General features: G+C 65.1%; 14 protein-coding genes and 1 tRNA gene. 5 read left to right on the forward strand and 10 right to left on the reverse strand.

Going from position 1 to position 18404, the window contains the following annotated elements; translation table 11 throughout:
- Positions 1-437: 437 nt before the first annotated feature.
- Positions 438-1172, forward strand: a complete 735-nt coding sequence (gene trmB, locus AC13CR_RS16905) for a tRNA (guanine(46)-N(7))-methyltransferase TrmB (protein ID WP_292978648.1) — start codon at positions 438-440, stop codon at positions 1170-1172.
- Between the two features lie 167 nt (positions 1173-1339).
- Positions 1340-1843 carry a hypothetical protein gene (locus AC13CR_RS16910; protein WP_292978646.1) on the forward strand — a complete coding sequence of 168 codons (504 nt, stop codon included), beginning with the start codon at positions 1340-1342 and terminating at the stop codon, positions 1841-1843.
- 218 nt (positions 1844-2061) lie between these two features.
- Here AC13CR_RS16910 and AC13CR_RS16915 read toward each other — a convergent pair whose 3' ends face one another.
- The 6 genes from AC13CR_RS16915 to AC13CR_RS16940 form a co-directional block, all read right to left on the reverse strand.
- Positions 2062-3627, reverse strand: coding sequence for a hypothetical protein (locus AC13CR_RS16915; RefSeq protein ID WP_482900908.1), 1566 nt, complete (start codon positions 3625-3627; stop codon positions 2062-2064).
- Complete coding sequence (locus AC13CR_RS16920) at positions 3624-4523, reverse strand: hypothetical protein (RefSeq protein ID WP_482900909.1); 900 nt, start codon at positions 4521-4523, stop codon at positions 3624-3626. The genes AC13CR_RS16915 and AC13CR_RS16920 overlap by 4 nt, the downstream gene beginning before the upstream one ends.
- Positions 4520-6844 (reverse strand): glycosyltransferase family 2 protein, encoded by a 2325-nt coding sequence (locus AC13CR_RS16925; protein ID WP_298858395.1) that lies wholly within the window; start codon positions 6842-6844, stop codon positions 4520-4522. The genes AC13CR_RS16920 and AC13CR_RS16925 overlap by 4 nt, the downstream gene beginning before the upstream one ends.
- 215 nt (positions 6845-7059) lie before the next feature.
- Positions 7060-7136, reverse strand: a tRNA-Arg gene (locus tag AC13CR_RS16930).
- Positions 7137-7318: 182 nt separating this feature from the next.
- Positions 7319-7813 carry a GNAT family N-acetyltransferase gene (locus tag AC13CR_RS16935; protein WP_292955104.1) on the reverse strand — a complete coding sequence of 165 codons (495 nt, stop codon included), beginning with the start codon at positions 7811-7813 and terminating at the stop codon, positions 7319-7321.
- A gap of 223 nt (positions 7814-8036) precedes the next feature.
- Entirely contained in the window at positions 8037-10460 is a 2424-nt protein-coding gene (locus tag AC13CR_RS16940; protein ID WP_292955107.1) for a penicillin acylase family protein, read from the reverse strand.
- 187 nt (positions 10461-10647) lie between these two features.
- Between AC13CR_RS16940 and AC13CR_RS16945 the strand changes: the two genes are divergently transcribed.
- Entirely contained in the window at positions 10648-11514 is an 867-nt protein-coding gene (locus tag AC13CR_RS16945; protein ID WP_292955110.1) for an NAD(P)-dependent oxidoreductase, read from the forward strand.
- 415 nt (positions 11515-11929) lie between these two features.
- Entirely contained in the window at positions 11930-12313 is a 384-nt protein-coding gene (locus AC13CR_RS16950; protein ID WP_292955116.1) for a PaaI family thioesterase, read from the forward strand.
- 5 nt (positions 12314-12318) lie between these two features.
- Here the strand turns inward: AC13CR_RS16950 and AC13CR_RS16955 are convergent, their stop codons facing one another.
- From AC13CR_RS16955 to AC13CR_RS16965, 3 genes are all read right to left on the reverse strand, one after another.
- The gene (locus AC13CR_RS16955; protein WP_292955119.1) at positions 12319-13074 is read right to left on the reverse strand and encodes a hypothetical protein; all 756 of its coding nucleotides are present in this window, start codon (positions 13072-13074) and stop codon (positions 12319-12321) included.
- Positions 13075-13076: 2 nt separating this feature from the next.
- Positions 13077-14501 (reverse strand): dihydrolipoyl dehydrogenase, encoded by a 1425-nt coding sequence (locus tag AC13CR_RS16960; RefSeq protein ID WP_446232096.1) that lies wholly within the window; start codon positions 14499-14501, stop codon positions 13077-13079.
- 110 nt (positions 14502-14611) lie between these two features.
- Entirely contained in the window at positions 14612-15556 is a 945-nt protein-coding gene (locus AC13CR_RS16965; protein WP_292955125.1) for a 2-dehydro-3-deoxygalactonokinase, read from the reverse strand.
- Positions 15557-15635: 79 nt separating this feature from the next.
- Here AC13CR_RS16965 and AC13CR_RS16970 point away from each other — a divergent pair, with 79 nt between their 5' ends.
- Positions 15636-16448 (forward strand): TIGR00282 family metallophosphoesterase, encoded by an 813-nt coding sequence (locus AC13CR_RS16970; protein WP_446233300.1) that lies wholly within the window; start codon positions 15636-15638, stop codon positions 16446-16448.
- Positions 16449-16504: 56 nt separating this feature from the next.
- On the opposite strand, the gene AC13CR_RS16975 is transcribed toward AC13CR_RS16970, so the two are convergent.
- Positions 16505-18286 (reverse strand): SLC13 family permease, encoded by a 1782-nt coding sequence (locus AC13CR_RS16975; protein ID WP_292955131.1) that lies wholly within the window; start codon positions 18284-18286, stop codon positions 16505-16507.
- Positions 18287-18404: the final 118 nt, after the last annotated feature.

The raw sequence follows: 18404 nt of genomic DNA on the forward strand, positions 1-18404 counted from the left end.
CATGTTGGTTTTGGTCATCGGGGTCTCCGTAGGGTTCGTGGTTGAAGCGTCGAAACTCCACCTCGACCATACACCTCGATGGCCACCCGGGATTGCACCGATGAAGGCGCAGAAATTACACCACGTCCTCGGACGCTAACCAATAGGGGGCCACAATGCAACCCTGATTCCATAAAATCAAAGACTTAGGCGGCGCAACGTCTGTCACCAGTTATTCTGGCAAGAAACTCATTAACCCCTTAATTTCGCGCGAAAAAATTGCGGCATCAGGTTCCGCAATATTGCGGCAATTTGCCAGAGTAATTAGTTTCGTGTCACCGCTTCGCTCTCTTTCCAAATACCTCGGGGGTCCGGGGGCAGCGCCCCCGGTCGTCGCGGGACGCAACCGGACCCGCCGAAGGCTTGACCCGAGCCCGGCCTTGCGGCAAGTCCCGCGCATGAGCGATACCCCGAAATCCGCCTTCGATCCCAATCCGCCGCGCCGCAATTTCTATGGCAGGCGGCATGGCAAGACCCTGCGTCACAGCCAGAAGGGTTATCTGGCCGAGGATCTGGGCGATCTCAGGCCGCACGGAATCTCGGTGCAGGAAAATCCCGAACGCAAGCCGATCGACCCGGCGGCGATCTTCGGCGACGATCGTCGGGTCTGGCTGGAGGTCGGCTTCGGCGGGGGCGAACATATGGTGCATATGGCCGCGACCCATCCCGACATCGGCATCATCGGCTGCGAGCCCTTCATCAACGGCGTCGCGATGCTGTTGGGCAAGATCCGCGCCGCCGGGCTGGGCAATGTCAGCGTGCATCCGGGCGATGCGCGCGATCTGATGGATGTGCTGCCCGATGGCGGTATCGACCGGGCCTTTCTGCTTTATCCCGATCCATGGCCCAAGGCGCGTCATCACCGCCGCCGTTTCGTGACGCCGGAACATCTGCTGCCGCTGGCGCGGGTGCTGCGGCCGGGCGCGCAGTTCCGGGTGGCGACCGACATTCCCGATTACGTCCGTCAGGCGCTGGAAGAGGTGCCCCTGGCCGGATTCGATCTGGTCCGACAGGGCGCCGATCCCTGGGATGACTGGATCAGCACGAGATACGAACAAAAGGCCCTGCGCGAGGGGCGCACCCCGCACTACCTGACCTTCCGCCGTCACAAGGCACAGGTCCGGGAATCGTGAAGGCTGGTCCGCGGGACGCCGCGCCTGCGCCACTCGGGGGAATATTATCGTCATGGGTTGTGATCGGACGTGCATTGACCGCGCCAAAGTCCGGGCGTTAGGCACGGTGATATCGAATTCGTTTCCGGAGGCCGGACCTCTCCCTTGCCATTCACCCTGGAGTTAAAATGTTCAGAACCCTGCTGACCGCTGGCCTTGTTGCCGGAACGACAACGCTATCATTGGTGTCATCAGCTTATGCTGAGAAAGTCACTGTGGAGGCCGTGATGGTGCCACAGGAATCAATCCGGATGGATTTTGGCGACGGAACCGACCAGTTTGTCCTCATGGTGCGTAGAGAAGGCAAATCCGAAGGAACCGGCGCACTGGCAGGTGCTTCGGTATCAGAATTCGGTTGGCACGATATCGATCCGCCAAAAGGTGGCGATCCCCAAGGCTATCTGCAATTCACGACTGAAAACGGCGACGTCGCGAATATCAAGTTTACCGTCAGGGCAGTTTTCATGAAGGATGGCGACAAGCCTCGTCTGGTGGATTACGGGTTCTGGGAACTTGTCAGCGGATCGGGTCAATTCGAGGGCATGACCGGCGTCGGCACACTGACCATCAAATCGGTATCGGAAACGGATCGCCAGTTCTCCCTGGACGGAGAACTGGGCGCCCGTCCCTAAAATCGATCGCAAGCGGCGTCCGAGCGGCGGATTGTCGGCACTGGCCCGGACTACGAGGAGATGCCCATCTCAAGATGGGAACGGTCAACCCGCGAGGCCATCGCCGCCGGCCTTCCGCGAATCAGGATCGGCGAATTCCGGGCAATGCGCTGCAGCAGGCGTTCCTGCCGATCCGAATTGTCGCAGCCCTCGTCGTGTTCGGGATGAGAATTCGAACGCTAGGGGAAAAGTTGGCGTAATTTGCGAAGCGGCGCGGTCACGCGCCATGATTTGCTCCGACGCATGCGCTTTTTTTCGGCCTCGCTTTCGGCAAGTTTCGCGGCCGTCCTTGCCAACTTCTGATGAGCTTCCTTGTAGCGGACTGAAAGTTCTAGATTTTCTTCACGGAGAGACGCGATGGCGCTGCTGTCGGCTTCAGACGACATGGCATTCAGGCGCTGCTGCAATTTTTCGTTTTGGGCCTCGTGCCGAAGGGCGCGTCGCTCCAGAATGCTGGCCCTCATCTCGGCAGCACCGAGCTTTGCGCGATGATGCGTTTCGGCAGATTCTTCCGCATCGTCGCGCGCCTGGGCAAGCGTTTGATAGGACAGGCGCAGGGCTTCGAATTGCTTCCTCTCGGTCTTGAACAATTCGGCTTGTTCCTCGCCGGCCGCCCGGACTTTGGCAAGTTCGTTTCGCAGCGTTCGATTTTCTTCGGACAGTCGAGAAATCTCGACCTCACGCATGCGCGCGCCATCCTTGACAGTCGCGCCGGTAGAATTTCCATCCGATTTTGTGTTGTTTTTCACGTTCCCGGAATCGGTTGAGGATTGGCGAAGCAATTTTGCATTCTCCGCGGCAACTTCGCGGATGCGGCTTGCCAGAACCTCCAGTTCGTCCTTCATCTTGGCCTCTTCAGCTGGATCTTGCGACAATCGTTCTAGCATCGCCAATCGAAGCGCGGCTTCGTCATCCGTGATCGACGACGGGGGAACCAGTTTGTTCAGCGCCGTCCCAAGCATCATCAAGGCGTCGCAAAACTGATCCGAGTCCCGGCTCACGAGATCGGCGAGGCGACCCTTTTTTCCGTCCAGCATGGATGAGACCCGTTCCAGTGCGGCGGCGGCCTGATCAGATAGCGGCGGCGCATCGGACTGCGCATGATCGAGGCGTGCAGAGAAGCAGGCTTTTGCGGCAGCGATCCGTTCGCCGTCCTCGCAACCAAGCGTCCCGGCCAGATATGCGACCTGAGCGTCGGAATTTTCCCGCCAGGTTCCGAATGGCAAGAGATGGGTATCGTCCGGGGAATCGCGCAGCAGATAGAAAGTTCTCTGGACCCAGGTCGCTGTCGCGTTTTCGACGGTGGAATGATAGGCGCGCATCAAGGATGCAATGACTTCGGCCGGCGGGCGGGTGGCCCAGATCCAGACCGGTTCCACCGCGGCCTCTCTGACAGCATCGCGAAGCAGCGGCAGGAACAGGCTGGAAAGCGGAAATTTCAGCGCCAGATTCGGTTGTCCTTCGTCAGCCGCGCCCAAGCTCAGATACCGTGTCAGCCATTCGCGCGTGTCGCACGCGACAGACGTGTTCTGCCATCCATCCGGAAGGAAACCGCGCGGGCCGCCAAGCGACCTGTGCAGCCGGAACATGGCGTCGCGCAGTTCCACAGCTTCGCCGGTCCCGCGAAGATTGTTCTCTCCGGCCGGCACGGCATCGCCGACGACCGAAAACCCAAGCGCGTCCAGCGCCTGCATTGCAAGCGACGTGCCGCTGCGACCCGTTCCGATCACGATGGCGACGGTCATGCGATCGTCTCGTCATCAAGGATCCGGTTCAGCAGCGACAGATAGTTGTCGCGCGTCAGAATACTGGTCAGATCATGTTTCCATCCCGGGGGAAGGCCGCCATGGTCAAGACAATGGGCCGTCGCCGGGTCAAGTCCTATCCCGGCCGGACCGATCCCGGCCGCGGCCAGCGCGGTGCGGGCATTGCGGGCATGGGTGGCGAAATCCCACCTTTCCCGCCGTGCCAGTTCCGTGTGATGCGTGATTTCCACGCCGGAATATTTCTCCCGAAGACCAGGCTTGCGGATCACCGTCAGCCAGCCTTCCTCGCGCGGCAAGACGAACAGAGGCAGACCGGCATCTCGCGCGGCGAGACTGAGCTTGAGGTCAACCATGACCTTCTCAAGCAGGTCGTCAGCATCGACGGGCATCCGGCGCTGGTCGAAGCACGCTGTGCCGCTGCCGGCAAGATTGCACATCTGCAACCCGACCACTCCGCGGATGCTGATAAAGACGGAATGCCGCTCATAATACCAATCGCAATCCTCCTGAACGACGGATCCATGCGTTGTCACCACGCAACGCCCCGCCATCTTGCGAAGAATATCAAGATTTTTCGCGACATAATCCGGCGGATAGATGAAATCATCATCCAGCGTGAAGACCTCGCAATCTTGCAGGAATTTCAGAAGATAGGCTTTGCCATTGGCCAGCAGATCACCGGCATGGTCCTGCCCGTCAAAAATGGTGACGTTGCGAAGATCGGAAAGATCAGGCAGGCCCTCGGTCGATTCATTGACATAAAGAAGCAGCGCATCAAGTTGACAAGCGATGCTTGCCACGGTCTGGCGTATGATGTCGAAACGACCGGGAAAGGTTGCCATGCAGCCCACGACTTTTCCCCGGATCATGGTCATGTTTCTTCCATCCTTTCGAACATGTCAGAGCCTCGCGGAAAAAGACCTTTCATGCTTCCTTTCGAACGGGACATTTGCCATGTATGCTTGGATTCGTCAGCATCGCGATAGACCATCAGCGAGGTTGAATCACCACAGAACATTCTTGTTCCAAGGGTAAAATTCCTTCGAACCCAGTTGGCGTCGCAAGCGTTGCGATCCTTCTGCGAAAAGCCGGTGGTGGGAGCCTTCTTGACAGATGAAAGCGTGGCCCCCGAAATATGGTCCTGGCTTTTCGTCAAGAGCTTGAAGCACTGCCTGGCAAGTCGATCAAACGATTGATATTGCCCGATTGCATCGAAATAATAGAATATGGATTGCCGACCGGTAATATCGGCCTGTGACGTCCGGTAATACCCCGCCGTCTCCTCAAGATAATAACGGCTGTAGAAATCGTCGTCATCGACCTTCACCCAATATTTCCCGCGTCCCGCCGCCACGCCCATGTTCAGGCATTCGCCGATATTCGCCGCTTCCGGCAAGGCAAAGACACGCTCGTTCCGGGCCAGTTCCGGCAGATCGGAGGGGACGGACCCGGTATTGAAAATCAGCACCAGTTCCTTGTTCGGCCAGGTCTGCTTGCGGAATGTGTCCAGGCAATTTTCGATGAGGTGGGGTCTTTTGGTGACGAGAACGACGGTGATCTTCGGCTGATCGAAATCCGCAGCGAATGGGTCGCGACCCAGGATCGCCGCACGGTCCCGTGACCGCCAGACATGATTGCGCCACACCTCGCGCAGCAGCGCACGAAGGCGACGTTCGCGAAACCAGTCGATTCGCAGCAGCAGCAGAAGCCTGCGCAAGGCCACGGCATCGTGGATCCGATCCAGGTCCGACAGCAGCGGCTCATCCTCGCCGCCATTTCCGTAAAGGATCGGGATCGCGCCGCTGGAAATGGCGTCCATGGCGATTTGTGCCAGTTCGACAGGGGGGCGCAGGCTGGTTGCCGGCAGCAACACCACTCGTGCCGCCTGCAACAGGTATCTTTGCATCATCCGGTTGGATTCGCCGACAATTTTCAGTCGGTCATTGTTGAAATGTCGCGCGAATTCCGCCGGGGCGAAGTTGTAGCGGTATTCCGCAAGAACTCCGTTGTAGAGGGTCGGCTGGTCGATCAGCGCGCGAAAAGCGGGAAACTGATAAGCGTCGGAAGCCGTCGGCACAAGCAGGAGATCGGGCTTGCGTTCGTCCAGCGCCGCAAGCGAACAGGCGGCAGGCTCGGTCGCGCGTCGGATGACGTGGTCGGGCCGGAACGCCGCCCATTCTTCCTCGGTCCCCTCGACGATGACGCGATCTGCGACCCGCATGGCGCCCCGCCATGCGGGCGCGCCGTCAGCGCTGCCGGTCGCCCAGAGATGCACCGGAACGCCAGCGTCGCGGGCGGCATCGAAAAAGGCGGAGCCGCGTTCGGGAAGATCGCCTGTCAGACTGGCGAAGGCCTGGTTCCATTCCCCACCCTCACCGGAGCCGCCCCCGGTCGCCGCAGCCTCGACCACCACGATCTCCAGGTCGAGATAGCGGAACTGATCGAGATATTCCGCCTCGCGCAGCCAGATCGTCTCGGTCAGCCAGGAAAGCCGTTCGAAGCCGCGCTCCGAGCCGATAAAGCCGATGCGCGGCGCGTTGTCGCCCTGGGCTCGAAGACGCTCTCGTCGCGTTTGCGCCTCGGCCTGCCATTCGGCGGCGGCGATCGACGACAGCACCGGTGCCCAATCGCCACCCGGCTTGAAATGGCTTTGCAGCGCAGCCATCTGCGCGGCACCGGCATGGCAGGCGAGGGCGATCACCTCTTCCGTTGTTTCGGGGAAGAGGCGGCGAATAAGCCGCTCTCTCTGGCGGCTATAGCGGGTCTGCAGGCTCGACGCGCGCCGGCCCGCCTCGCGGCCCCAGTCGATCGCGGATTCGAGCACTCGTGCCGAACGCAGTCTTGCCGTGTCCGCCCATCCTCCGATGCGAAGCGAGACAGCATCGGGAGGCGCGGGAAGATACCAGATGGCGGTGGCAGCCGCATCGCCGGCATCGGTTCGAGGGCCGGATGGAAGGACTTCGACCGATTCCGGCAGGTCCACCACGATGGCGCCGGTGGCGAGATAGGGGTCGATCACGCGCTTGCGCGAATCCAGAAACCGGACCGATACCTTCGCCCTGCCAAGCGCGCGACCAGCACCTTCAGGTTCGACGGACTGAAGCAGAAGGCGAATTTCCAGGACATCGCCCGGCGTCACCGGAAAGATCACCGTTGTCTCTCCGTCATCGCCTTGATCCGAAATGGGTGGGTTCATGAATCAGTTCGCTCACGGATTGGGCCGATCTATCATCGGCGCTTAGCACCTGCCACGACCTGTGATCAACCCGAGGATGAAAAGCCCGGTATCCAACGGTTTCCGGCAACGGATCTGTCAGGCCCGCGCGGCGGTGTCCAGGCTGGCCTCGTCACCGAAGCTTTCCCTTGCGCGCCGGATTGAGATTCCGGCACGCGAGTCCGCCATTCGGTGCCTGGTGACCCCGCCAGGACTTGAACCCGGAACCTAGCGCTTAGAAGGCGCTTGCTCTATCCAGTTGAGCTACGGGGCCGTGCCGCCTTGATAGCGGCTGGAATACCGGTCCGCAACGCAGGGCGTCGGTGTCGCGCGTCCGATTTCTGATCGCCGGGCGAAATCCGGCAAGCCCGCGGCGCCCGCCCGGCCGCCCGATCCGGATGGCCGGATGCCGTATCGGCAAGGCGGCTTGCCAAATGCCCGTCCACGACCGAGGGGTCACAATGCCAGCGTCATGAAAACGCTGTTGGGATCCTCGCGATAGGCTCCGAAAGGCGGGCAGATGGAAAAACCCGCGCGGCCATACAACGCCCGCGCCGCGGCGAAAGATGCCTGCGCACCGGTTTCCAGCGACAGCTGCGTCAGACCATCGCGCCTTGCATGATCGATCATGTGCACCAGAAGAAGCCGCGACAGACCGGCGCCGCGATATTCGGCCAGAACATGCATCGACTTGATCTCGGCATGGCCGTTGCACAACCGCTTCAGCGCGCCCATCGCGACCGCAAATCCGTTCCGGCGGGCGACGAAGAAGGCGATCTCGGGAACGGCCAGACCCTCTCGCGGCAGGGCGTGGTTCGATTCGGGTGGGGTGTCGGCATGCATCTCGGCCCAGTGGCGCCGAAACAGGGGCGCCAGATCCGCGGCCAGGGGGTTTTCGACGGCGATGGTCAGGTCCGCCCCGTCAGACGAACAAGGATGTGACTCGTTCAACGCTTGCTCCCCGTGCCTTTGATCTGGTCGAGAACACCGATATGCGATGTCCGGATCGACTGAAAGGTGTCTTGCCCTGGCTGCGATCATCGGCGGAATGTGAAACGAGATACCGCGCAAGCCGGGGCGATCGCGCCGATCCTCGCACTCTTTCCAAATACCTTCGGGGGGTCCGGGGGGCGACGCGCCCCCGGCCGCCCGCCGCCGGCGACCGGGCGGCGGTTCAGCGCGCCGGTTCCAGCCGCGTCACGCCTGTCGCAGCTGCGCGCGCCAGTTCCGGATCAAGCGACATGCCGATATACTCGCCACGCCGCCACAGATCGGCCAGATCGTCGTAGTGGCGCGACAGCGGGTGTCCCGATTGCCCGGTTGACAGGATGAAGACCGAGGAATCCGGATCGGCCAGATCATAGACGCCGCGATAGCCCGGACCCGACACCGCCTCGTAGGGTCGTTCGGCCCCGCCCAGCAAGCCGGTGCGCGAGACGGTGAAATCGCCGCCCGACAGCGATTGCGTCAGGTTCACCACCCAGCCAAGCGCCGGAAGATAGCCGAGGCCGGGGTGAATCTGCCGGCCCTGATGCGCGTCCCCCCACCGCCAGCTTGCCACATCGGGACCGAAACGCTGACTCAGATCCAGGATTGCGCTGTCCAGCGCCTGCCGCGCGATGGTCGTGCAATCCTCGATGGGCGCGCTTTGCACCACGTCGCACCAGCGCGCCGCGCCGCCTGTATTCCGGAACACGGCATCGATGAAACCCGGATACAGGCGGGTGATGTCCTCGGCCAGCGGACCGATCTCGTCGCGGATCAGACGATCCTGCAGGGCCTGCATCCAGGCGGTATAGATCAGCGGCTCGGGCAGGTGTTCGCTCATCGAGCCATCCCATTCGGCCAGCAGGTTCAGCGCGTCCTGCCTCTGCCGCTCGGGCGTGCCGGCGGCGGCGGGATCGCCGGTGAACCACAGATCGGCCCCGACCAGAGGCAGCAGCGCCCGCGCCGCGGGGCTGACCACGTCCAGCTGCGCGGCGATGAAGCTGTCGCGGGAATGGATTTCCCGGTCGTCAAGCAGGCGCCCCAGACGGGCCCGGCGCAGGGCAAGCGGGCCGCGTTCCCCGGTCGCGATCACGACCGCATCGCGCGAAGGAGCCACCGCCTTGCCCGGCCCGGATTCGTCGACTCCCTGCCACTGACCCGCGCGCAGCCAGCCCGGCACCGGCATCTGGCCGCCGGTCGGATGATCCGTGGCGCGACGCGGCAGGGCGCCCACCGTGACCTGGCGCACCCGTTTCGGATCGGCCAGAGTCACGTTCATCGCGGGCGCGACGGTGCGGCGCATGGCGGTCGCGGCGCTGTCGATATCGGTCGCCCGCATCAGTCCGATCAGTGCCGACATGGTGCTGTCGTCGCGCACCGAGCCGGTCCAGCGCAGGGCCGCGACGTAGCCCTGGGGCGTCACGCTGCGCAGCCCCGGATCCAGCGCCGGCACCAGCGGACCATTATCGGTCCAGCGTAACGTGATCGGGCGATCGGATTCGTCCAGCACCCGGATCACCTCGGTCCGGGTGCGGAAATCGGTCCAGCCGTCAGGGCCGCGATAGCGGTTCGGATTGCCGGGCTGGACCTCCTCCATCGCGATATCGGCGTCGTCCACCGGCGCGGGCGAGATCCCCCAGGCCAGCTGCGGATTGCGTCCCGACAGGACCACCGGCATCCCAGGTATCGTCGCGCCGATCACCCCGCCCGAGGTCAGTTGCAGCCGCGCCAGATAATAGAGCGATGGCGCGATCAGCGGAATATCCAGATCATTGGCCAGCAGCGCGCCGCCGGCGGCGGTTCGTCCCGATGCCGCGGCGAAGCCGTTGCCGCCCAGACCCGCCCCGGGCCGCAGGAAACCGGCCACGTCGCGCAGGCCGGCCGGCTGCGACAGCTTCTCGGGCGCGGGCATGGCCAGGCCGGGAAACAGATCGCGGTATCGGGGCAGGGCGCGGGGTTCGGCCTCGCCGGTCAGCACCTCGGGGCCACGATCGGGATCGGCCAGCGACAGCCGGGCGCGCAGGATCTCTTCGGCCGCGGCATCGGTCGTCGCGGCGGCCAGAAGTTTCAGGATCGCAAGGGAATCGGCGGGCTGCCAATAGGCGATGTCCTGCGGCACCAGAAAGAATTCCGGCGCGCCCCGGCCAAGCGCGCCGTCATTCACCTTGGCGATCCACTGATTGACGCCCGCCGCATAGGCTTCCAGCGCGGATCGGGTGGCCTCGTCCTGCGCCTCGAGCGAGGCGGCGGCGCTGCGATAGATTTCCAGCCGCCGCGCCAGATCGTCGGCGGCAAAGGCGCCCGCGCCATAAACTTCGGACAGCCGGCCCTGGGCCGCGCGGCGCAGCAGGGTCATCTGGAACAGCCGGTCCTGGGCATGGGCCAGGCCCAGGGCGAAGAACACATCCTCGTCGGTCTGCCCGAAGATGTTGGGCACGTCTTCGGTCGAACGCACGATCTCGACCGGGGCCGAAATGCCGCTGACGGTCAGCGTCGCGTCGTAGTCTGGCAACGAGCGGACGAAGAAATACCACGCCAGCACCACGGCCAGCACCAGCACGACGATCAGCGCAATCGTCAGCCTCAGCAGCCAGCGGAACAGGGTCAGCATCTCGGGCGGAATTCCATGTGCGGCGCGGCGCCTGTTCTTCGGGCGCATCGGCCGGCTTGACCGGGACGCGCGGGGGTGGTGGGTTGCTGCATAGGACAGCCGCGCGGGCATTTCAACGCGGGGTTGGGCCGGCGCCAAAGAAGGCCCGGCCCCTGTCGGCGCAAGGCAACAGCGGAGGATCGGCGCGATGGCGAAAGTGGCATTTCTGGGACTGGGCGTGATGGGCGGCCCGATGGCGGGGCATCTGAAGGCGGCGGGCCACGAGGTGACGGTTTACAACCGCACGGCATCCCGCGCGAAGGAATGGGTGGCCAGGCATGGCGGCGCCAGCGCGCCCAGCCCCCGCGAGGCGGCCGAAGGCGCCGATTTCGTGATGGCCTGCGTCGGCAATGACGACGACCTGCGCGCGATCTGCCTTGGCGATGACGGCGCCTTTGCCGGCATGGCCAAGGGCGCGGTCTTCGTCGATCACACCACCGTCTCGGCGGCTGTCACGCGGGATCTGGCCGCACTGGCCGCGGCGGCCGGGATCGGCTACGTGGACGCGCCGATCTCGGGCGGGCAGGCGGGGGCCGAGAATGGCAAATTGTCGGTGATGTGCGGCGGCGCGCAGGCCGATTTCGACCGCGCCGCGCCGGTGATCGACGCCTATGCCAAGATTTGCCGTCTGATGGGCGATGTCGGGGCGGGCCAGATCACGAAGATGTGCAACCAGATCGCCATCGCCGGGCTGGTCCAGGCGCTGTCCGAATCGCTGGCCTTCGCGAAGAAATCCGGCCTCGAGGTCGGCCGGGTGGTCGAAGTCATCTCGCAGGGTGCCGCCGGTAGCTGGCAGATGGAGAACCGCCACAAGACCATGGATGCGGGCGAATTCGATCATGGCTTCGCCGTGGACTGGATGCGCAAGGATCTGGCGATCTGCCTGTCGGCGGCGGATGAGGTGGGCGCATCGCTGCCGGTCACGGCGCTGATCGACCAGTTCTACAAGGAGGTTCAGGGCATGGGCGGCGGCCGCTGGGACACCTCGGCCCTGATCGCCCGTCTGACCCGGTGAAACCGGTCCTGCACCGGGCCGTCTGCGACGATCCGCAACCGGAATGGTTCGAGCGGCGTTTTGCCCTGCACGGCTGGACCGGAAGCTGGCGCGACGGCGTGTTCGACTGGCATCATTATCACCTCACCACGCACGAGGTGCTGGGCTGTTATGCGGGCAGGGCCATTCTGCTTCTGGGCGGCGAGGCGGGACAAAGGGTCACGTTGTCCGCGGGCGATGTTGTCATCATCCCCGCCGGGCTGGCCCACAAGCGGCTTGACGCTGAGGCCGGCTTTGCCGTTGTCGGCGCCTATCCGGGCGGCGTGCGGCCCGACATGCAACGGGGCGAGGGCGAGCCCTGCCCGCTGCCGAAATGGAAGACCGACCCGGTTTTCGGCAGACGGCGCCGGGCGGAGGTAAAGAAGGAAGTTTGTCATTGTCTTACAAATCCCTCGTCGGCCAGATCGAATTCGACATTCTCTCTGTCAGCGATACCGAGGCCTTGGGCGAAATGGCGATCCAGCCGGGAATCATGAACTCCTTCGGCACGATTCATGCCGGCGCGCTGGTCTGGTTTGCCGATGTGATCGCGACCAATCTGGTCGTCGGCGAAGAGCAGGTGACCGAGGGCGGCGACAGCATGCCCGTCGCCGTCACGCTGAATGCCCAGGTGCTGTCCAACCGTTGCGAGGGGGTGGTGACGGCCAGGGCGTTCTGGTTGCGCCGCGGCCCCCGGGTTTCGACCGTGCGCACGCTGGTGACGGACGAATCCGACCAGGTTCTGCTTGATCTGACCTCGACGCACCAGACCGGCGGATAGGGTCGTCAGGTGCGGTTCAGGCCCGGCTCGACCCGCGCCAGCGCTGCCTCGACCGCATCGGCAAAGCTTTGCGGCCCGAGATGCAGGATCCCGGAATGGGCGGCGCAGACCGTCCGCGTCTCGGCCCAGTCGGCGCCGATGCCGCGGGCCCAGCGGCGAAAATCGTCCGCGGCACCGGGGCGGTCCTGCAGGGCCCGAAGCAGGGTCGGATGAAAGGTCAGGCGCGGCAGGCCCATGGTCCGGCGCAGCCATTCGGGCAGCGGCAGCACGTTCAGCGTATCATCGACATGGACCGTGCCGCTGGCGGGATGGAAGGCCAGCAGCGATCCGGCATGGACGCGCTGATCCGCACAGATATAGTCGATCCCCTCGGGCAACGAGAAATCCAGCTCGCCGGCAAGGCGTGCCGCAAGATCGGCGCTTTCGACCGGCTGGTCCTGCCAGGGCAGATCGGGCCATTTGCGCCAATGACGCCGGGATCCGTAAAGCCGCGCTTGCGGAAACATCTGCGCCATCGTGGCACAGTGCAGCGTGTGGAAGGGATGCAGGTTCAGGATCGCCTCGACCGCCGCGCCGCCATCTGTCAGGGCCATCACCCTGTCGCGGGTCGGCATGTCCATGGCACAGGAATCCAGCGCCACGAAGCGCCCCGAGCGCAGCCGCACCAGAGAGGCCTGGGTGCCCACGTTGAGCAGGCCGAACAGCCGCAAATCGCCGCGAATGTTCCAGAAGCCATTGCCCAGATCGATCAGCCGTTCCATTGTCAGCGCCCCGGCGGATCGCCGGGATCGCGGCTGAACGGCACGTCGATCCGGGCCGCCTTGCATATCTGGCGCAGCGCCGGTCGCATCCCTTCTTCCAGAGTCGGGTGATAGAAGGGGTTTCCCAGCAGGGCTTGCGCCGGGTTTCCCGCTTCGATCGCCCATGCCAGCAGATGCGCCAGATGTTCGCCCCCCGGCGCGCACAGATCCGCGCCGATCAGCTTGCCCCGGACATCGGCATTGATCCGCACGACGCCCTCGGCCCGCGCCTCGACGCGGGCGCGGCCCTGATCGGCATAATCCGAAAGGCCCGACAATCCGGCCTGATCGGGACCCGCGCCGATGGTGGCGGTGGGTGGATCGGTGAAGATCAGCATGAAGCCATGGTTTCGCCGCACCGGGCCGACCGAGGGGAAGGCGGCCGCGTTGCTGCCCGCGATGCCGCCCTCGGCCGCGGCTTCGTGCAGGATCGCGACATCGGCATTGACATCACCTGCGATGAAGACCGGCCCGTCGCCGCATTGCATCGTGTTTCGGTCGAACACCGGCACACCGTCATCGTCCAGCGCCAGACCCGCCCGGTCAAGGTCCAGCCCGGCCAGCGCGGGCGGGCGGCCCGTCGCCAGCAGGACGTGATCGAAATCAGCCTCGCCATCGTGATCGCCGCTCCAGCGCAGATGGATCGCCTCGTCGCGCGCCTCGGGGATGACCTTGCAGCCCAGCTTCAGGTCCACGTCGCGCGACAGCGAGTCGCGCAGCACCCGATGCACCCGGTCGCAGCGGATCCGGCCCAAGCGGCGGCCCTGATCGAACAACGTGACGGAAACGCCCAGCCGGCCGAAGGCCTGAGCCAGTTCCAGCCCGATCGGACCCGCGCCGATCACAGCCAGCCTGTCCGGCAGGTCGGGCAGGTCGAACACGGTGCGATTGGTCAGCAGCCGATCGCCGAGACCCTTGAATGGCCCCGGCACCAGCGGAAAGGCCCCCGTGGTGATGACGATCGCGCCCGCCTCGATCCGTCGGCCGTCGTCCAGTCGCAAGCTTTTCGGACCGTCGAACCGCGCGCTGGCGCGGATGCAGGTTCCGGGCGGCAGCCGGTCAAAACCGCGTTTCACCCCGGCGACGAAATCGTCGCGCAGGTCGCGGACCCGCTGCATCACCTTGCCGCCATCGATCCGCGCGGGCGGAACCTCGATCCCGAAGACCTCGGCGCGGCGCAGGTCATGGGCGGCATGGGCGGCGGCGATCAGCAGCTTCGATGGCATGCAGCCGACACTGGCGCAGACCGTGCCCGCGAAATAGGGGTCGATCAGCAGGGTTTTCGCCCCCGCCTTCCGGGCCGCGCGTTCGGCCGAAATGCCGGCCGTGCCCGCGCCGATCACGGCCACGTCGCATCGCAGATCGTTGCCGCTGCCTGTCTCGCCCATTCCCGTTCCTTTCCTGTCCACCCAGACAGAACAAGCCCGGCGCGTCGGGGTTCCTCGCAGCGTCGGTGGGGGTTGCAGCCCCGGCCGGCGCGGAATCGCGGCGAGGCGGCTTAGCCGCCGGTCGCGCGCAGCGCAGTCCAGGCGGCGCGGAGACCGTTCAGCGTCATCTCTTCGGCATCCGCCCGGTGCGGGGCCGCGCCCTGCGCAAGCAGCGCCTCGGCATAGGCATCGCCCGGCGAATCCGATGCGACGATCGCCACGTCCTGACCCAGCCAATAGGGCCGGGCGGCGGCAAGTTCGATCCCGATCAGCAGACCGGACAGACGTGATCGCGCGACAACCGGCGCCAGCCCCGTCAGCAGGGATTGCGCCCGCAGCGAGAACAGGTCCGAGGCAATCGCCGCCGGCCGCGACATGGCATGGGCGACCGCATCCGCGAAGGCGCCCGAATCGTGGCCGGCGGAGCCGACGGAATGGCGCAGCACCGAATGTCGCGACAGCAGCGCGAAGATTTCGCCGGTCATGAAGCTGCGAAAGCTGACGACCTCGCCGGCGCTGACATGAACCCATTTGCTATGCGTGCCGGGCAGGCACAACACGCCGTCGAAACCGGGATGGGCGGCAAGATAGCCCGCGATCTGGGTTTCTTCCCCGCGCATCACGTCGGCAGGGCCGGCCTGGGACAGGCCGGGCAGGATGAATACCCGCAGGCGCGGATCGCCGGGCGAGGGTCGCGCCGCGTCGGCGATCGTGCCGGGGGGGCAGGGAACCGCGCGATAGGGCGCCTCGACCCAGCCTTGCCGGGCACCGGCCATGCCGCAGCAGATGACCGGGACCCGGCTTGCGGCCGGCAGCGACGATCCGATCAGGCCCAGCAATGTGGATTCGTAGTCGCCCGGCCCGATCTGGCCCATGCCGCTGTCGCTGCGGATACGATCCAGCACCCGGCCCTGGCCGTCCATGGTCCAGACCCGCAGATGCGTGGTTCCCCAATCTGCGGCGATCCAGTCAGGCATGGGCATCATCGTCTCCGTCTCGGCAAGCGCGCGCAGCATGGCGATTTCGCCCGCCGCTGTCCAGAAAGCGCGGCGACACGCTTGAGAGGGCGGGATCTTTCATCTAGTCACGATTTCCATGCGAATCCTCTTTCTGGGCGATGTGATGGGCCGGAGCGGCCGGCGTGCGATCGGCGACAGGCTGGCGCCGCTGCGGGAACGTCTGAAAGCCGATCTGGTCGTGGTGAACGCCGAAAATGCCAGCGGCGGGCGCGGCGTCACGGCGGGCCATGCGCAATTGCTGCTGGATTCGGGCGCGGATTGCCTGACGCTGGGCGATCACGCCTTCGACCAGAAGGATTTGCTGAGCTATGTCGAACGCGAGCCGCGCATCATCCGGCCGCTGAACTATGCCCGAGAGGCGCCGGGGCGCGGTCACGCCGTGGTCGAGGACCGGCGCGGGCGCAAGGTTCTGGTCGCGCAGGCGCTTGGGCAGGTCTTCATGTCGCGGCCCTATGACGATCCGTTCTCGGCGCTGGACACGGTGCTGAGGGCGCATCCCCCGGGGGGCATGGTTTGCGCGGCCATCGTGGACATCCATGCCGAGGCGACCAGCGAAAAGATGGGAATAGGCCATTTCTGCGACGGTCGCACAAGCCTTGTCGTGGGCACCCACACGCATGTTCCCACCGCCGACGCACAGATCCTGCCGCGCGGCACCGCCTATCAGTCGGATGCCGGGATGTGCGGCGATTACGACAGCATCATCGGTATGGAGAAGACCGAACCCCTGCGCCGCTTCGTGACCGGCATGACGCGCGACCGCTTTTCCCCGGCCGAGGGCGAAGCCACGCTGTCGGGCGTTCTGGTCGCGACCGACGACCGCACCGGCCTTGCCACCGCGATCGAGCCGGTGCGCGAGGGCGGCCGGCTGATGCAGACCCACCCCTAGGCCCCCGATGTCGGCGCGACGGCACCGGTCCGCCCGCCGCGCGTGCCCGGAGCCGTTCACAGGGGCCAGACGATCAGCAGCATGGGCACCGAGACCGCCATGACGATCACCTCCAGCGGCAGTCCCAGCCGCCAGTAATCGCCGAACCGGTAATCGCCCGGCCCCAGGATCAGCGTGTTGTTCTGATGCCCGATCGGCGTCAGAAAGGCGCAGGAGGCGGCGATCGAGATGCCCATCAGGAAAGCGTCGGGCTGCACGCTCAGCTGTTCGGCCAGGCGGATGCTGATCGGCGCGGCGATGATCGTGGTGGCGTTGTTGTTCAGCACTGCCGACAGCAGCATGGTGACGATCATCAGCAGGCTCAGCGCGATCCAGGCGGGATAGCCCTGGGTCAAGGCGACGATCCCGCCGGCGATCAGCGCGGTGCCGCCGGTCTGGTCCAGCGCCAGGCCCAGCGGGATCATCGCCCCCAGCAGCACGATGACCGGCCAGTCCACATGGTCGTAAAGCTCGCCCACCGACAGCACGCCGAACAGGACATAGGCGATCACCACCACGCCAAGCGCGATCGGCATCGAGATCACTCCGAAACTGGTGGCGATGACGGCGGCGGCGAAAAGCCCGACGGCGGTCAGCATGTGACCCTCGCGCTGGACCGGCAGGCTGCCGCCATCCAGGCGCACCACGCCGGCCGACAGCAGCACCTCGTTGGTGCGGCTTTCGGGAACCAGCAGCAGCAGCATGTCGCCTGCCGCGATCTCTTGGCGGGGCAGGGCATCGCGCAGGGCGATGCCGCGCCGGCGCATCCCGATCAGAACGCTGTCATAGCGGTTGACGAGGCCGAAGGATTGCCCGGTCCGTCCGGAAATCGCCGCGCCGACCGGCACCAGGCATTCGATCAGATGCTGGCCCTCGGTGTCGGCGCGGGCGCGTGGCTCGATGCGGCCATCGGGAAAGGCCAGCTTGGCGATCGAGCGGTATTCGTCCAGCGCCGGCGGATCGCCCCGCAGCACCAGCACGTCCATGGGCTCGATCCCGTGATCCTCGATCCGGCCGCTGATCGTATGGCCGTGACGTGACACCCCGACGATGCGGATGCCGACCTCCTGTGCCTCGCGGCGCGCTTCGGCGACGGTCTTTCCGCGAACCGAACTGGTTTCGGTCACGACCATCTTCGCGATATAGCGGCGCGGCCGCTCGGCGGTGGCGCCGCCGCGGCCTTCGCGGTGCCGGCCCGGAATCAGGCGCCAGCCGAACAGCGCGATGAAGGCGATGCCCGCCAGCGCCACCGCGCCGCCCACGGGAAGGAAGTCGAACATCCGATAGGGCTGTCCCAGGGCATCGGCGCGAAAGCTGGACACGATCAGGTTCGGCGGCGTGCCGATCAGCGTCAGCATCCCGCCAAGGATGGTCGCGAAGGCCAGCGGCATCAGCGTCATCCCCGCCGCCCGGCCGGATTTGCGCGCCGCTTGCATGTCGATGGGCATCAGCATGGCCAGCGCCGCGATATTGTTCATGAAGCCGGACAGAAAGCCGCCGACGCCGCCGAACAGCGCGATATGGGCGGTCACGCCGCGGTCGCGCGCCGACAGAAGCCGCGTCAGCCGCGACACCGCACCGGAGCGGGTCAGGCCCGCGGTCGCCACCAGAACCAGTGCCACGATCAGCGTCGTCGGATTGCCGAAACCCGAAAACGCCATCTCCTGCGGCACCACGCCCAGAATCACCGCCGCCATCAGCCCGGCGAAAGCCACGATGTCGTGGCGCCAGCGTCCCCAGAACATCAACACCATGATCGCGGCCAGCAGTGAAAACAGGACGATCTGCTGATAGGTCATGTCACCCCCTCTGGCCGCCGTTTCCCGACGCGCCGCTGTTTCTGCGCGCTCAACGCCCGCGCCCCGCCGCCGGTTCGTCTTGCGATGGGGCGCGGTGCTGGACTAAAAGCGGCGCGAT

The organism is Paracoccus sp. L-17 (assembly GCF_056857655.1).

What these genes read in the sequence shown, in the direction of transcription:
- AC13CR_RS16955 (WP_292955119.1), bottom strand. Translation starts at nt 13,074, where the DNA reads ATGGAACGGCTGATCGATCTGGGCAATGGCTTCTGGAACATTCGCGGC.
- AC13CR_RS16915 (WP_482900908.1), bottom strand. Translation starts at nt 3,627, where the DNA reads ATGACCGTCGCCATCGTGATCGGAACGGGTCGCAGCGGCACGTCGCTT.
- AC13CR_RS16970 (WP_446233300.1), top strand. Translation starts at nt 15,636, where the DNA reads ATGCGAATCCTCTTTCTGGGCGATGTGATGGGCCGGAGCGGCCGGCGT.
- AC13CR_RS16945 (WP_292955110.1), top strand. Translation starts at nt 10,648, where the DNA reads ATGGCGAAAGTGGCATTTCTGGGACTGGGCGTGATGGGCGGCCCGATG.
- AC13CR_RS16960 (WP_446232096.1), bottom strand. Translation starts at nt 14,501, where the DNA reads ATGGGCGAGACAGGCAGCGGCAACGATCTGCGATGCGACGTGGCCGTG.
- trmB (WP_292978648.1), top strand. Translation starts at nt 438, where the DNA reads ATGAGCGATACCCCGAAATCCGCCTTCGATCCCAATCCGCCGCGCCGC.
- AC13CR_RS16940 (WP_292955107.1), bottom strand. Translation starts at nt 10,460, where the DNA reads ATGCTGACCCTGTTCCGCTGGCTGCTGAGGCTGACGATTGCGCTGATC.
- AC13CR_RS16965 (WP_292955125.1), bottom strand. Translation starts at nt 15,556, where the DNA reads ATGCTGCGCGCGCTTGCCGAGACGGAGACGATGATGCCCATGCCTGAC.
- AC13CR_RS16920 (WP_482900909.1), bottom strand. Translation starts at nt 4,523, where the DNA reads ATGACCATGATCCGGGGAAAAGTCGTGGGCTGCATGGCAACCTTTCCC.
- AC13CR_RS16975 (WP_292955131.1), bottom strand. Translation starts at nt 18,286, where the DNA reads ATGACCTATCAGCAGATCGTCCTGTTTTCACTGCTGGCCGCGATCATG.
- AC13CR_RS16925 (WP_298858395.1), bottom strand. Translation starts at nt 6,844, where the DNA reads ATGAACCCACCCATTTCGGATCAAGGCGATGACGGAGAGACAACGGTG.
- AC13CR_RS16910 (WP_292978646.1), top strand. Translation starts at nt 1,340, where the DNA reads ATGTTCAGAACCCTGCTGACCGCTGGCCTTGTTGCCGGAACGACAACG.